Annotated in this window: 13 protein-coding genes and 2 pseudogenes; 5 read left to right on the forward strand and 10 right to left on the reverse strand. The window is 39.9% G+C overall.

What is annotated here, in order from left to right:
- Positions 1–42: 42 nt before the first annotated feature.
- From yjjG to ABZP26_RS02805, 3 genes are read right to left on the reverse strand one after another with little or no spacing between them, the layout of a single operon-like run.
- Complete coding sequence (yjjG, locus tag ABZP26_RS02795) at positions 43–717, reverse strand: pyrimidine 5'-nucleotidase (RefSeq protein WP_138764654.1); 675 nt, start codon at positions 715–717, stop codon at positions 43–45.
- Positions 718–728: 11 nt separating this feature from the next.
- A complete protein-coding gene (gene yjjX, locus ABZP26_RS02800; RefSeq protein ID WP_024601200.1) occupies positions 729–1,268 on the reverse strand; it encodes an inosine/xanthosine triphosphatase in 540 nt (179 codons plus the stop codon).
- A 60-nt stretch (positions 1,269–1,328) separates the two neighbouring features.
- Positions 1,329–2,228 carry a phosphoribulokinase gene (locus ABZP26_RS02805; protein WP_008114793.1) on the reverse strand — a complete coding sequence of 300 codons (900 nt, stop codon included), beginning with the start codon at positions 2,226–2,228 and terminating at the stop codon, positions 1,329–1,331.
- Positions 2,229–2,343: 115 nt separating this feature from the next.
- Here ABZP26_RS02805 and ABZP26_RS02810 point away from each other — a divergent pair, with 115 nt between their 5' ends.
- Both ABZP26_RS02810 and ABZP26_RS02815 read left to right on the forward strand, forming a co-directional pair.
- On the forward strand, positions 2,344–3,213 hold the full coding sequence (locus ABZP26_RS02810) for a hypothetical protein (protein WP_036956007.1): 870 nt from the start codon (positions 2,344–2,346) through the stop codon (positions 3,211–3,213).
- A gap of 333 nt (positions 3,214–3,546) precedes the next feature.
- Positions 3,547–3,912, forward strand: a complete 366-nt coding sequence (locus ABZP26_RS02815) for a hypothetical protein (protein WP_013464067.1) — start codon at positions 3,547–3,549, stop codon at positions 3,910–3,912.
- A gap of 245 nt (positions 3,913–4,157) precedes the next feature.
- Here the strand turns inward: ABZP26_RS02815 and ABZP26_RS02820 are convergent, their stop codons facing one another.
- The 7 genes and pseudogenes from ABZP26_RS02820 to ABZP26_RS02850 all read right to left on the reverse strand — a co-directional run bounded on the left by ABZP26_RS02820 (position 4,158) and on the right by ABZP26_RS02850 (position 9,872).
- A complete protein-coding gene (locus ABZP26_RS02820) occupies positions 4,158–6,731 on the reverse strand; it encodes a M1 family metallopeptidase (RefSeq protein WP_036956010.1) in 2,574 nt (857 codons plus the stop codon).
- Between the two features lie 114 nt (positions 6,732–6,845).
- On the reverse strand, positions 6,846–7,526 hold the full coding sequence (locus ABZP26_RS02825; protein WP_013464069.1) for a hypothetical protein: 681 nt from the start codon (positions 7,524–7,526) through the stop codon (positions 6,846–6,848).
- Between the two features lie 89 nt (positions 7,527–7,615).
- Positions 7,616–7,966, reverse strand: coding sequence for a DUF2750 domain-containing protein (locus ABZP26_RS02830; RefSeq protein WP_013464070.1), 351 nt, complete (start codon positions 7,964–7,966; stop codon positions 7,616–7,618).
- Between the two features lie 11 nt (positions 7,967–7,977).
- Positions 7,978–8,295: pseudogene (locus ABZP26_RS02835) on the reverse strand (glutathione S-transferase family protein); the annotation flags it as partial.
- A 304-nt stretch (positions 8,296–8,599) separates the two neighbouring features.
- Positions 8,600–8,875: pseudogene (locus ABZP26_RS02840) on the reverse strand (glutathione S-transferase family protein); the annotation flags it as partial.
- A 69-nt stretch (positions 8,876–8,944) separates the two neighbouring features.
- Positions 8,945–9,226, reverse strand: coding sequence for a peptidylprolyl isomerase (locus ABZP26_RS02845; protein ID WP_013464073.1), 282 nt, complete (start codon positions 9,224–9,226; stop codon positions 8,945–8,947).
- A gap of 76 nt (positions 9,227–9,302) precedes the next feature.
- Positions 9,303–9,872 (reverse strand): glutathione peroxidase, encoded by a 570-nt coding sequence (locus ABZP26_RS02850; protein ID WP_024601214.1) that lies wholly within the window; start codon positions 9,870–9,872, stop codon positions 9,303–9,305.
- An 88-nt stretch (positions 9,873–9,960) separates the two neighbouring features.
- Between ABZP26_RS02850 and ABZP26_RS02855 the strand changes: the two genes are divergently transcribed.
- From ABZP26_RS02855 to ABZP26_RS02865, 3 genes are all read left to right on the forward strand, one after another.
- Positions 9,961–10,449 carry a GNAT family N-acetyltransferase gene (locus ABZP26_RS02855; RefSeq protein WP_013464075.1) on the forward strand — a complete coding sequence of 163 codons (489 nt, stop codon included), beginning with the start codon at positions 9,961–9,963 and terminating at the stop codon, positions 10,447–10,449.
- Between the two features lie 110 nt (positions 10,450–10,559).
- On the forward strand, positions 10,560–12,551 hold the full coding sequence (locus ABZP26_RS02860) for an ATP-binding protein (RefSeq protein ID WP_024601215.1): 1,992 nt from the start codon (positions 10,560–10,562) through the stop codon (positions 12,549–12,551).
- Positions 12,552–12,587: 36 nt separating this feature from the next.
- Entirely contained in the window at positions 12,588–13,715 is a 1,128-nt protein-coding gene (locus ABZP26_RS02865; RefSeq protein ID WP_368485335.1) for a PleD family two-component system response regulator, read from the forward strand.
- Positions 13,716–13,754: the final 39 nt, after the last annotated feature.

Genomic DNA, 13,754 nt, shown 5'->3' on the forward strand with positions numbered 1-13,754 from the left:
GTTAATTAGCTAAACAGCTAAATTACACTCAGGCTTTTATTATCAAAGTCCTAATATAGTTTGCAACTGTTTAAGCTGGGTTACCTGATATGTTGGTTTAATTCCCTCTGGCAAGTTCACGCCAGGATGTTGCAGCCAACAAGTGTCAATTCCCACATTTTGACCGCCAAGAATATCACTGCTGGCGGTATCACCGACCATTAAAATTTGCTCTTTCGGTGGATTACCCATTAAGTTAAAGGTGTGCTCAAATATCTCTTTTGCAGGTTTAGCAATGCCGACTTGCTCAGAAATAACCAACCAGTCAAACATATCTTGCAGCCCTGTATGCGCTAGGCGACGTGCTTGTAACTGAGAAAAACCATTGGTAATAATGCCCAGCTTGGCATGGGGTTTAAGGGCATTTAATAATTCAACGGCGCCGGGTAAAGGCATACAAATTTCGGCCATTGCTGATAAAAAATCATCATTGAGCTGTTGAGCTGGCACATCTAGTTTATTTGCCAGTTCGCTAAAACGAGTTACTTGTAAGTGACTTGAGGTGATCTCGTTGTTTTGATAAGCAATCCATAATGACTTATTGGTGTTTTGATAATGGGCATAATCTGCCCCGGTAAAATCCATGTCATAGGTTGCTAGCATGTTTTTAAGGCCAGCAAAGGCATTAAAGCTAAATAAGGTTTCGTCGGCATCAAATAATACGTAGTTATACTTCATTAAAACATCCGTTATTGATTATATAGAGTGGGATTAAGAAAAGGCGCCATGGCGAGTGTCAGCGCTTGAGTATAGGTACTTTCTCGTGTTGCATGATGATCAGTTAACAAGCCAATAGCACCCCCTTGCTGTTTAATATTGGTGGTATTAAAGGCTTTATCCATCACGTCACCAAGCTCTTCACCTTGAAGCAATGCTTTATAAAACACAGTGGGCAGGGGTAAGTTACTGCTTCGGCCTGTAACTTGCTGTGCGCCATTATCAATAACTACATAGGCAAAGGTTGCCGCACCATAACTAAATTGCGCTGCACCACCTTCCATCGCCACATAGTAGTCTGCCTGATAGTGGTTTTTACAGTAATTAACGCGATTTTGTGCCCCTAAGCAGGTTTGCTCTTCACCTAAGGGTTGATCGGGTACCTCTGAGGGCGCGTGAACACCACTACATTCGATTACACGCTCAGGAAAATACATCGCAAAAATATGTTTAGCGGCATTGATTTTTACTGGGTTTTTAGACCCAACAATAATTTTAATTGATTGCGACATATTAAACTCGTCATACTTAAAATCAGCAGTGTACGTGAGTTAGGGTTCACAAAAAAGAGTCTAAATAGGAATTTCAGGCGGGGCTAACTTTGCTAAGGCGCGTTTTTTCAAAATAATATCTTTTATTAGAGGCGTGAGCACCAGTTCCATCGCGAGACCCATTTTACCACCAGGCACCACTAAGGTGTTTATACGCGACATAAAACTGCCTTCAATCATCCGCAAATAATACGGAAAATCAACATCATCAATCCCCCTAAAGCGAATCACAACAAAGCTTTCATCAAGGGAGGGGATATCTTTAGCGCTAAATGGGTTGGAAGTATCAACGGTGGGGACTCGCTGAAAGTTAATATGGGTACGAGAAAATTGCGGCGTTATATGATTAATGTAGTCATCCATACTGCGCACAATAGAGTCCATGACTTTTTCACGAGAGTGGCCGCGTTCTGAGGTGTCGCGAATGAGCTTTTGGATCCATTCAAGGTTAATAATAGGCACCATGCCAATGAGTAAATCAACATGTTTAGCAACATCATGATCTTCATCAACTACACCGCCATGTAGACCCTCGTAAAACATCAGATCTGTATTTTGCTCAAGTTCTTGCCATGGGGTAAATGTCCCAGGTAACTGGTTGTAAGGCACGGCTTCATCAAAGGTGTGTAAATAACGACGAAGTTTTCCTTCGCCGGTTTCACCGTATTTAGTAAATAAGTCTTCTAAGGCGCCAAAGTCGTTAGCTTCTCGGCCAAAATAGCTAATGTGTTTACTTTCTTGCTGTGCTTCACGAATTTTTTTGTCCATTTCAGGACGTGTATAACGATGAAAGCTATCACCTTCGATAAATGCCGCATTGATATCAAGGCTACGGAAAATATGCTTCACGGCGTTAGTGGTGGTTGTTGTGCCCGCTCCAGATGAACCGGTGATTGCAATAATAGGGTGTTTAGCTGACATGTTTGTTCTCTTTTTTATGACCCGTTAGTTATAAAGAGTTGACTGACTTAGGTCAAGTGACGTCATCAGTAAATAACGTTATCATGAGGTGCTTAAAATTAAAACGAGAGAAAGCATGAAACTGATTAAACCGTTGTTAGGGCTTATAGCTATAAATGCTTTAACGCTAGATATTGCTCAGGCAAGTATGCCTAAAAGCCAAATTTTGCTCGCCGATTTAAATACTCCACATGGTATACGTGTAAGCATTGTTAGTGATAAAACGAGCTATAACAATCAACCCCATTTAACCGACACCGGCCTATACTATACCCGAGAAATAATCAGTAATGACCAGAGTCAAACAGATATTGCGCTTTACAGCTTATCATCAAAACAAACGTCTATGGTCACTAATACGCCACAAAGTGAATACTCGCCCACTTTAACACCGGATGGGCAGCACTTATCGGCGATTGTCGTTGAAGATGATGGTAAACAAAAGCTATGGCAATATCCGTTGGCACCCGAGTTGGCTGCAAGTCGTATTTTTGATTGGATTGAACCTGTAGGCTATCACGCTTGGGGAAGTAACAACGATTTAGTGATGTTTATTTTAGGCGAACCACACACTTTGCAATATACCTCGGTTGCTGCGGCAAAAGGTGAGGTGGTAGCAAGCGATATTGGTCGCACGCTTATTTATAATAAAGTGCAGGCTGAGTTTTTATTTAGCCATAGTAAACACGGGCAGCATCACTTAGCGCGTTTTGATCCACAAACTAAGCAAGTTACCGATATACTTAGACTGCCAAACCAAGTACAAGACTTCATCTTAAAAGATGAAAATACCATTGCTTACGCAATTAAAAACCGTGTTTACCAGCGTAAATTAACACGCGGCTCTGCTATATCGCAGTGGCTTGATTTAAGCCAATATTGCGATACTGAAATAAGCCGGTTGAGTTATAAAAATCAGCAATTAGCTTTTGTGTGTAGTGAATAAATAAATTTCGGACTTTCACTCATGCATGAGTTAGTCTAGGGTCTGTTGACCTTTGCGGATTATAATTTGTTCAAACTAGGGGCGGTTTAATCGCGGCGCGAGGTTTGTAACCTAGTGGGCTAAGTCAAAACTGAGCAACAAAGAGTAAATCGCCCCTAGGCAGAACCCGAAGGGCAGTGCCTGTTTGGCATTGATGCTGCGTTATCGCCTATTTATGGGGAATAACCACATTACATATGCTTTACCTTGCCTAAATACCAAACAGACTGCTGCAAATTTAACTTTGAAAGGTCAACAGACCCTAACCCCCTATTAAATAAAAAGGAAAGTCACGTGGCATTTAGTGCAGACGAGTTAACCGAGCAGCTGATCAAACTAGAGTGTAGAAGTAACTTTAAAATAAAAAACATAGCTGAGTATATGCTAGTAAACTCTAAAGAAGCGTTTTATACCCATGCGGAAGCAGGTAAAGGTAAAATTGTGATCCGACCTGCATTTGAAGTGTTTAGCGATGACTTTACTGATATTGATGGGGTTGTGCGTACTCAAGGCTATTTTCATAGCAGTGAAATGACCCGTTTTCCTACCCGTATTTATAAAAGTACGCAGCCTATTCATTATGGTGTCGCTTTTAAAATTAACTCTGAACAAGCGGCAAAAGAGTTTATAGCAAAGCTAACGATGATTATTGGCGGTTAATAGAGTGGTGCAGGGCTAAAGGCAAAAGGTGCAAGATAAAATCTTTAACCTTTAACCTTTGTCTTTAATTACTACCTCTAAAAGCGCAGCGCCTCTTAACCTCTTTGTGAATAAATTTTTTAAGATCTTATTACACAAAGAGAAGACAATGAGAAGTAAATGAGAAAACATCAGCCATTAGCCCGAGTTTGAGGTTTTCGGCCCGTTACTCGTCGCCCGCAGCCCGCCATCCTTTAAACTTTAACTTATTTACTATTTAAAAAGCTATTGACTGATTTCAGTTCACGGTTTTTAAGTGCAATACAGTCATTGGTGCTCTCTGCAAGTTTACTTAACGTACGCGCATAACCGGGTACAGCTTCCAGTTTAGCGTCAAAGAAACTTTGCGTCGTAGCTAAACTGTCAGCGTCACAGCTGGCGGTAGTAAAGTAAGGTAAGTTTGGCACAAAAAATGGTGGCAAGCTTGCTGTTACTTTATCGTAGTTGTTATAAATCCAATCAATAAACAGTGCTTGGCGTTCATCGGTGTAACTTTGACCCGATAAAATAGTACGCATATCAGAAGCCGTTACTTCGTCTGTTAAGCTATACGCCAGTACCGCTTTTTGTAGTTCAGGTTTACCAAAGTAACCCATTGCTGCCAGCATATTGGTACGCACTTGTGGATCTTTGGTGGTTTTAAAGGTTGTCATAAACTGATCTAGCAACGCCTTATCCCCATGAAAAGCCGCAAGACGTAAATAAGTACCTGCTAAATAAGGGTCTACCTTTTGTGGATCGTTTAAGTAAGCTTGTGTTTGCTGTTTGGCTTTATTGATCACATTTTTATCTTCACCATCAAACCCTAAGCGTGATACCACCGCGGCACGAAGTTGAGCTACTGCGCCATCTTCGCCCATTTTTGCTTCTAGGCCATATTTTTTAGCGGCAGGCATCACCGCATTTTGAATAAACGTAGGCCATAAATCTTTATTGCTATCGTCTTTAAAAGTACGCTGCTGTGACGCTAAATAACCTAAAGCAGTATTAGCAACACGCGGATGACTATCGCTGGCAAATACTTCAAGCGTTTGCATTAATTTAGCCGCTGAAATGACACCGGCATCAAGTAGGGCATCTGTTGCCGATAATAGGGCTAAGCGTTCACGGTCGTTTAATACCCTAGCTGCATTATCTATTAACGCATTAAATTGCGCATCATCCATTACCCAACGGTAATAACCTAGCGCGCCTTGATCTGGATAAATCCACTCTGGTTCAAAGTCTAATGCTAGCGTTTGGCTTTGTTTATTTAATAATACATTGGCTGTTTGTACTTTATCGCCAGCACCATATTTAATCGCAACCGGTACATTCCACAGTTGAGCAGGGGCTTCAACACCGGCATTGGCAAAACGACTTTGCGAAATCGTAATGCTTTTACCTTGCTGCTTAACGTTAATTAGCGGGAATGACGACTGTTCAATAAACGATTTTAAAACGCTCGCTACATCTTTATTTGAAGCCTTACCAAGTGCTTCCCATAAATCGGCAGCTTCTGCATTTTTATAGGAGAATTCTTTTAAGTAGTTCTGAATACCAGCTTGAAATGCCTCTTCGCCAATCCAGTTTTCAACCATCGCCAGTACTGAGCTGCCTTTGCTGTAGGCAAGGCCTAAACCGTCCATAATATCGGCTTCGGTTTTAATTGGTTTACGAATTGGCTTAGTGCTTAAACGTGCATCTAACGCCATTACGTTGTTTTGTGGTAAATCTAGGTGTGATTCAAACTCAGGATTAAGCTGCTTAGTAATTTTTGCCGCCATCCAGCTTGCAAACGCCTCGTTTAACCATAAGTCGTTCCACCACTTCATAGTCACTAAGTTACCGTACCATTGGTGAGCTAATTCATGGGCAATAATAGAGACATTACGTTGTTTTTTACTACGCGTTGCAGCTTCTAAATCAACCAGAAGAATATCTTCGCGGTAAGTCACTAAGCCTGAGTTTTCCATAGCGCCAAACGGAAACTCTGGAACAGCCACTGAATCTAGCTTTTTATATACATAAGGAATACCAAAGTACTCTTCAAGTGCGCCCAGTACTTTAGGCATGTTCTCTTTTGCATATTGCGCTAAATGAATTTTACCTTGTGGGGTGATCACACGCCCAGGAATAGGCATGCCTTTAATTTCTAGCTCTTCAAATGGACCTACAGCCATAGCCACTAAGTAAGATGGAATTGGTGGCGTTTTATCAAAGTAATGGGTGGTCATATCGCCATTCACCGTCGTTTTTAGCTCAGGTGTATTTGAATACACTTTTTGTGAGGTGGGGGCGGTAATGGTTAACTGAAACGGAATTTTATAGCTTGGTTCGTCAAACACCGGAAATGCACGGCGCGCATCACTCATTTCAAATTGCGTGAACAAGTACGGAACGCCTTGATCTAGGGTTTTATATAACCCCACACTCTGGCGGTTATAAGGCGCTGAAAAATCTATTTTTAAGGTGTATTTACCTGGCTGAATTTGCTCTTCACAGCTAAATTTAACTTTACCTGTTTTAAGCATTTCGCTGTTTAAATCACAGTTTTGCTCACCTAGGAGTTGCACCATTTTAGTTGCATAATCAACACCATTGAGCTCAATGTAGTGTGTTGGTTTGAGCACTTCTAAGCTGATCTCGGTCATTCCTGTAAAGGTATCCTGACTTGGGTCGAGCGTTAAAGCGACTTTTTGTGAACTTGGCTTTGCGAGTTTTTCAATGACGAATTCGTTAGCGTGAGCAGCATTCATCGCAAGCGCAACGCTCACGGTTAAGAGGCTTTTTAAAAACATAGTTATCCCTAGATTTTTTGTTGTTAGAAACAGTCATATAGACGGCACTTCATCCTAACAGCTTTTTTTACTAGAGTAAGCGCAGATAGCTAAGGAAAAGAGTAACAAAGTTTGTCAGTGGCTATCTCGGGCTAAAAACCGCTGCCAATGAATATGGGAATTGATAACCCGGATCTGTTGTAGTACCTTATTTAACAAGGCTATATCGTTAAAGTTATCATGAGGGTAATCATTAAAGCCCATTAAATAATTAAAGCAGTCTTTGTTGCCTGCTTGCAGGGCATAAATACGAATTTGCTGTTCAAAGTTAAGCCGTAAGCTACTAATGGCGGTTTTCATACCGAGTTGATCCACCGAAGGAATTGCACATTTTTGCAAATACCCCGCGCGTTCACCTTCTCCCGAAAACCATATGCGCACTTTTTCGCTATAGCGCCCTGTTTTAGCAGGAAGATCGAACATTAAACGGGAGTGATTTTGTGCTTTTACATAAGCTAAATAGTCATTAAACCCAGCGCTAATAAGGGCGTGATGAACAGGCACTAAACGTGGCTTAATTTTACCGTGGGTATGAAAACTAAAACAGAGAATATTATTTTTAAGTATTAGGTCATCAAGGGTTAAGCAGCCAATTTCATCACTGTAAGCGCCACTGTAATAAGCAATTAAGGGCAGCCAAAAATGCCAGTGTTTAGCTTGTTCGCGGGCAAGCCGTGTATCACTATAAATATATCCGTTATAGAGCGTATGCAGCTCCATAGCTGAAAATGGACGACGACCAAGATGGGTTTTCAACGTATTACCTTGACAGTTTTTATTATTTTTATACCCCAACTAACCGTTGCTGTTAGTTGGGATAATGTCAGCGAACTAACGCCTAAAACTTATTCGCTTAGCGCGCGAGCTAAACCAACTGGTTCAATTTCTACACACACCTGATCGTCATTCCAATTTAAACCCACTAATGCATCATCAGATTTTAGGTCTTCAACCCAATCATCTAAAAACTCATCAAGGTTTATTTCTACAGGGCTGTAGTCTTGCCACTCTTCTTTACATTGTGCTTGTGCTGCGTCTTGTGATTCCCACAGTAAAAGTACATCGGTGTCGTCAAACTGATTTGACTCACATACAACAAAGCCACCATCATCGGCACCCAGTGCCCAGATCTGCTCACTAACACGTACTTTTTCTACAAAGCTAACTAGTTGTGATTCAATTTCGATATCGCTCATGTATCCACCTTTTAAAATTTAAGTCGAGGGTTGGTATTTTTAGCCGCTTGACGCTGACTAAACGCTTCATAAAACTTAACTAATTGCGGCTGCGCGCTAAAATCAGTGAGTTCACGAAAGCATATCCAATCAAGTAAGCAGTATAAACTGATGTTGAGGCATTCACAGCTTTTAAATTCATCATCGCATAAATGATCATTTAAATAGTGTAATGTTTGCGCAACTCGCTCATTTTGCAGATTAAAAAACAGCTTATCGGCTTGCGTATCAAATCCAGAACGTTGGCATAACAGTAATTCAACGAATGAATCATTGCAGGCATTGATGCTAGGGCCTGTTGACCTTTACGGATTAAAATTTCTTCAAACTAGGGGCGATTTAATCGCGGCGCGAGGTTTGTAACCTAGTGGGCTAAGTAAAAACCGAGCAAAGCTTCCGCGTCCTGCTCACGCCCCTTACCTACATCCATGTAGGCAACAAAGAGTTAATCGCCCCTAGGCAGAACCCTTCGGGCAGCGCCTGTTTGGCATTAATGCTACGTTATCGCCTATTTATGGGGAATAACCACACCACATAGGCTCTGCCTTGCCTAAATACCAAACAGACTGCTGTAAATTTAACCTTGAAAGATCAACAGGCCCTAATTAAAAAGTGCTCTTGAGGCCATGTAAGTGGGGGTTGCTGGGTTTTTTCAAGTAAATAACGCAGTATGGTATTTGAATCACTTAGGGTAAGCGTGTCATCGACCAATATAGGAATTTTGGCTGCTGGATTTTTTGTGACCACCAACGGCCGATCGTCTTTAGAAAAAATATCGAGATTAATAAATTCAAGCGCACAATTGTTTTGTTGTGCCCAGATTCTAATACGGCGAACATAAGGGGAAGGAATAGAGCCAAATAGTTGCATAATGGGGCTTTTGCCAACTCCACATAAATAAAAAGCCGCTGATGCGGCTTTATTAATAAATCGATTTACTTACTCTGAGCGGCTGGTTATTTCTAATAAATGGTAACCAAACTGTGTTTGTACAGGGCCTTGTACTTGATTTAGCGGCGCTGAAAATACCACCTTGTCAAATTCAGGCACCATCATACCTGGGCCAAACTCACCTAATGCACCACCATCTTGACCTGATGGACAATTAGAGTGCAGTTTAGCGAGTTCTGCAAAGTCTTCACCTTGCTCAATTTTATCTTTAAGGTCTAAACATTGTGCTTCACTGTCTACGAGTATGTGCCTTGCACTTGCAACTGCCATAAGTTCTCCTACCTGTAAGTTTAGTTTTTTAAATTTGATAGCAACATCTTAGTAAGGTTAAACTGAAAACACAAAGTTAAAATGCACTTTTGATTGTGCTTTCTAGTTTTGCTGAATCCGGTGCTACGCGGCTGTTAAAGCGCGTAATCGTTTTGCGATCGGCCGATACCACGTATTTATAAAAGTTCCAGTTTGGTGAACTGGTTTGGGCGTTTAAATGCTTGAAAATAGGGTTTGCGTCACTACCACGTACTGCGCTGGTGGCCAGCATAGGGAAAGTAACACCATAATTTACATAACACACTTTTGCGGTATCTTTTTCATCGTTCTCTTCTTGAAAAAAATCATCTGATGGAAAGCCTAATACCACCAAGCCTTCGTCTTTGTATTTATTATAAAGCGCTTCTAAACCTTCAAATTGCGGCGTAAAACCGCAGTTACTCGCAGTGTTAACAATTAAAAGAGGCTGGTTTTTAAAATCGCATAAGTTAATGGTTTCAGTTGAGCGCAACTTTCTAAGTGAAACATTCGTGAAATCATTGCAGGTGTTTGCATCTAATGAAGGGGCGGGCGAGTCTGCGGCATATGTATTTAGCGAAACACAACTTAACGCGAGGGTTAAACCAAGTATTATTTTTTTTATCATGCTATTACCTTAAGCGCGTTTTTAGAGTATTTATGTAACTTATCATACGCTACTATAGGCTAAATTGATCAATTTTACTTTATTTTCTATGACTATACGTTTAGCAAAACCTGATGATTTAACTGCCATTGTTGCTATTTACAATGAAACTATCCCTAGTCGAATGGTCACCGCCGATACCGAAGAGGTGACCGTCGCTGATAAACAACCTTGGTTTGATAGCCATACTGCTCAACGCCCTATTTTTGTTTACTGTGAGAACAACCAAGTATTAGCGTGGCTTAGTTATAAATCGTTTTATGGTCGCCCAGCTTACGATGGCACCGTTGAGTTAAGCATTTACATTACGGCAGCAGCCCAAGGAAAAGGGTTGGGTAAAAAGCTGATGCAATTTGCACAACAACAAGCCAAGCAGCTTAATATAGAAGTATTACTTGGGTTTATTTTTAGTCACAACGAACCGAGCATTAAATTATTTAAGCATTTTGATTTTGCAGTATGGGGAGAGCTGCCTAACGTAGCAAGAATGGACAATCAGCTGTACAGCCTGACTATTTTTGGTAAGCATTTAACCTAGTACCATAACAAAAGGCAGCAAAATTCACTTTTACGTAGGTGATTATGCTAAACCAAAAATTCTAGACTATGCTGAAAAGGTGTTTAATTAACTCTTTAAAGTGTGTCTAAATGGCGAGAAAAATACTTATTATTGATAGCAGTAGCATGATTGCTATGCGCTTAAAAGTGTTATTAGAACTAATTGGCTGCCAAGTTGAATTAGTCCACTTTGCTATGTTTGATGAAAATACAGACATAGACATTTATGACTTACTGGTATTTTCTCAAGGCGTGCCAACCGATGTTGTATCGATAGTTGTTGAAAAAGCGACTTATCAATCATTTTTGTTATTAGCGCCAAAAGCGGAATCAGGGGAGTTGCTTAGCGCATTTTCCAAATTAAATGACTTGATACCCAATGCCACCATTATCTACCCCTTCTTTTCTAATAAAGAAATAACGTCTTTAATTGAGGCCTTATTAGAGATAGGTCCAGATCACATTTTTAAACTACCGACAATTTTACTCGTTGACCATGTTAATGAGCGATTAGAGTCACTCAAAAGTAGCCTTTATGGCGCTCATATTGAGGTATACACCGCAACAAACCATGATGAAGCAATTAATATTGCCAAGCTCAGGAGTATTGATATTTTAATCAGTGACTTTAGCTTACAACCGGGTTCTGGTTTAGAGATATTTTCGAGTTTAAAAAAAATACAACCGCATAGTCGTTGCTTGTTAGTAACCTCACGCCCTGAACAATCTATGTTAGAAGCCATTCGCCAAGGTGTTGAAGATGTTTTAATCAAGCCTTTAAATGACAATGTGTTACTACAAGCTGTACATAAATTATGGCAAACCGAGCTGCTAAAACGTCACAATGCTGAGCTAGTAGAAAGATTACAAGAAACAGTTGATGTGCTGATTGAAAAAGACAGCCTACTGCAGGTCATTTTTAAAAATACCCCCGATCCTATTTTATTATTTGAACGCAAAGGCAAGATAGTCGAGGCCAATGATGCCTGCTTAAAATTATTTAATTTAAAGTTTAAAAAGCTCATTGCTCACTCGTTATTTCATTTTTTAGATGATGACTCGGTGCAGGCAATAAAAGATAAAATCTCTACATTAAACAGTAATCGTCAGTTTAGTTGTGACTTACACATTGTAAATAAAGACGGAAGTAAAATTCCGCTAGTTGGATCATTTAATGAAATAGACCACCATGGCGAAATAGCGTTAGCGGTTATTTTTAAAAATGTTAGCCATTTAAAACAAAAAGAAGATCTACTGTTGGAAGCCAAAGATCTTTTAGAAGAGCAAGTAAGGGCACGTACTTCACAGCTTGAGCATGCGAAAAATATTGCCGAAGCGGCTAATCTAAGTAAATCAGAGTTTTTGGCAAATATGTCGCATGAGCTAAGAACCCCTATGCACTCTATATTGAGCTTTTCACGTTTTGGTATTAGCAAGTTACAAGAGGGTGATTTTAGCAAAGATAAACTTTTGAAGTATTTAACTCGTATTGAATCAAGTGGGCAAAGACTACTATCGTTACTTAATAATTTACTCGACCTTTCTAAATTAGATGTTGGTAAATTTCCATTCAACCCACGGGCTTATGATTTAGCGACTATTGTTAAAACCAGTATTGATGATGTTGCCGGTATTGCTATTGAAAAAGATATAAATATTGTTTTTAGCTCTGATAACGCGCCGATTGTTGCACAGTGCGATGAAGAGCAAATAAATCAGGTTTTGAGAAATGTATTGAGTAATGCACTCAAATTTAGTGAAGAGCACAGTACTGTTGAAGTTGTCATGCAAAGAGACGATGACAATGCAAACATTGCAGTGATAGATAGCGGTATTGGAATACCTGAAGAGGAACTTGAAATGGTTTTCAATAAATTTGAGCAAAGCAGTAAAACGAATAGTGGTGCAGGTGGAACCGGGTTGGGTCTTACCTTGTGTCGTGAGTTTGTTTCATTGCATCAAGGCAGTATTAAAGCATGCAATAACAGCCTTGGTGGAACAACAATTTCGATACAAGTTCCTTTAGAAATAAACTTAGATGAATACCTAGCTGATGAGCAATTAGTGAAAAATAGCGGCTAACAATCGAATTGTTTTAATTTATATGGATGAAAAATTATGGCTTTAACTAAAATTCTTGCAGTCGACGATGAACCATTTAACCTCGAAATAATTGAAGAAATATTAGAGGATCTTGATTTTGAACTTAAGCTAGCTTCAAGCGGCCCTGAATGCTTAAGTATGGTTGAAGAGTATATGCCTCAAGTTATATTACTTGATGTAAGTATGCCAAAAATGAATGGTTATGAAGTATGTAAAGAGCTTAAAGCTAACCCCATTACCCATGACATCATCGTGATGTTTGTATCTGCAAGAGGTACGGTTGAGGAGCGCATGGAAGGTTATTCAGTAGGCGCGGAAGACTATATTGTAAAACCGTTTGGGCACGACGAATTAAAGCAAAAACTGAATAAACTAAATCAAGTCTTAATAGAAAAACAACAGCTTGAAAAGCAAGTAAAAGAAGCGACCTCTACCGTCTTTAATGCCATGGCAAATAGCAGCGAAATGGGTCAGATAGTAAATTACATTGAAAATATTGGTTTTATTAACGATATACAAGAGCTTGGCAAAGCATTAGTAGAATGCTTACAGGCATTTGGCCTACAAAGTAATATTGAATTTAGATGTAACGATACTAAGTCGCACTTTGCGCTCAATGGGGTGTGTTCTCCAATTGTAATTGAGTTATTTGAAATGCTTAAAAGCAAAGGACGATTGCATGAGTTTTCTCATCGCATTTTGGTTAACTACGAGCTTGTGAGTTTACTGATTTTAAATATGCCAGAGCATGACGAGCAAAAGCACGGACGCATACGTGATCATATTTGCTTTATTGTAAGTGTAACCGAGCAACAATTACGAGCCATTACCACCAAGCAGATGCTGGTATCGCAGCAGGAGCGGTTAAATAAAGTTGCTGGTACTGTGCATAGTAAGTTTCATCGTTTAATTGGGATGTTGAACGACAGTCGTATTAATAACGAAAAAGTATTTAAGCATTTACAAGAAGAACTCGAAGAGCGGATCCCAACTATGGGATTGGATGAAGACCAAGAAATTTTTATTTATAAAAAAGTAGACGAAACCATACAAAACTCGGTTGCACGTCAGGAGTCAGTAGATCAAGTTAAAAAAGCCTTTGCAGAAATAGAGCAAGATCTTGCTTTATTGTTGAAAGGTTAAAGGTGCGGGTTACGGGCTGCGAGGCGCGGGCTAAACTCG

The sequence above is a fragment of the Pseudoalteromonas sp. SD03 genome (assembly GCF_040937955.1).
Classification (GTDB): Bacteria; Pseudomonadota; Gammaproteobacteria; order Enterobacterales; family Alteromonadaceae; genus Pseudoalteromonas; species Pseudoalteromonas tetraodonis.

Bases quoted from the DNA above. Each gene is read 5' to 3' on its own strand.
- yjjX (WP_024601200.1), bottom strand. From the start codon at position 1,268: ATGTCGCAATCAATTAAAATTATTGTTGGGTCTAAAAACCCAGTAAAA.
- ABZP26_RS02850 (WP_024601214.1), bottom strand. From the start codon at position 9,872: ATGATAAAAAAAATAATACTTGGTTTAACCCTCGCGTTAAGTTGTGTT.
- ABZP26_RS02830 (WP_013464070.1), bottom strand. From the start codon at position 7,966: ATGAGCGATATCGAAATTGAATCACAACTAGTTAGCTTTGTAGAAAAA.
- ABZP26_RS02855 (WP_013464075.1), top strand. From the start codon at position 9,961: ATGACTATACGTTTAGCAAAACCTGATGATTTAACTGCCATTGTTGCT.
- yjjG (WP_138764654.1), bottom strand. From the start codon at position 717: ATGAAGTATAACTACGTATTATTTGATGCCGACGAAACCTTATTTAGC.
- ABZP26_RS02810 (WP_036956007.1), top strand. From the start codon at position 2,344: ATGAAACTGATTAAACCGTTGTTAGGGCTTATAGCTATAAATGCTTTA.
- ABZP26_RS02845 (WP_013464073.1), bottom strand. From the start codon at position 9,226: ATGGCAGTTGCAAGTGCAAGGCACATACTCGTAGACAGTGAAGCACAA.
- ABZP26_RS02820 (WP_036956010.1), bottom strand. From the start codon at position 6,731: ATGTTTTTAAAAAGCCTCTTAACCGTGAGCGTTGCGCTTGCGATGAAT.
- ABZP26_RS02805 (WP_008114793.1), bottom strand. From the start codon at position 2,228: ATGTCAGCTAAACACCCTATTATTGCAATCACCGGTTCATCTGGAGCG.
- ABZP26_RS02865 (WP_368485335.1), top strand. From the start codon at position 12,588: ATGGCTTTAACTAAAATTCTTGCAGTCGACGATGAACCATTTAACCTC.
- ABZP26_RS02860 (WP_024601215.1), top strand. From the start codon at position 10,560: ATGGCGAGAAAAATACTTATTATTGATAGCAGTAGCATGATTGCTATG.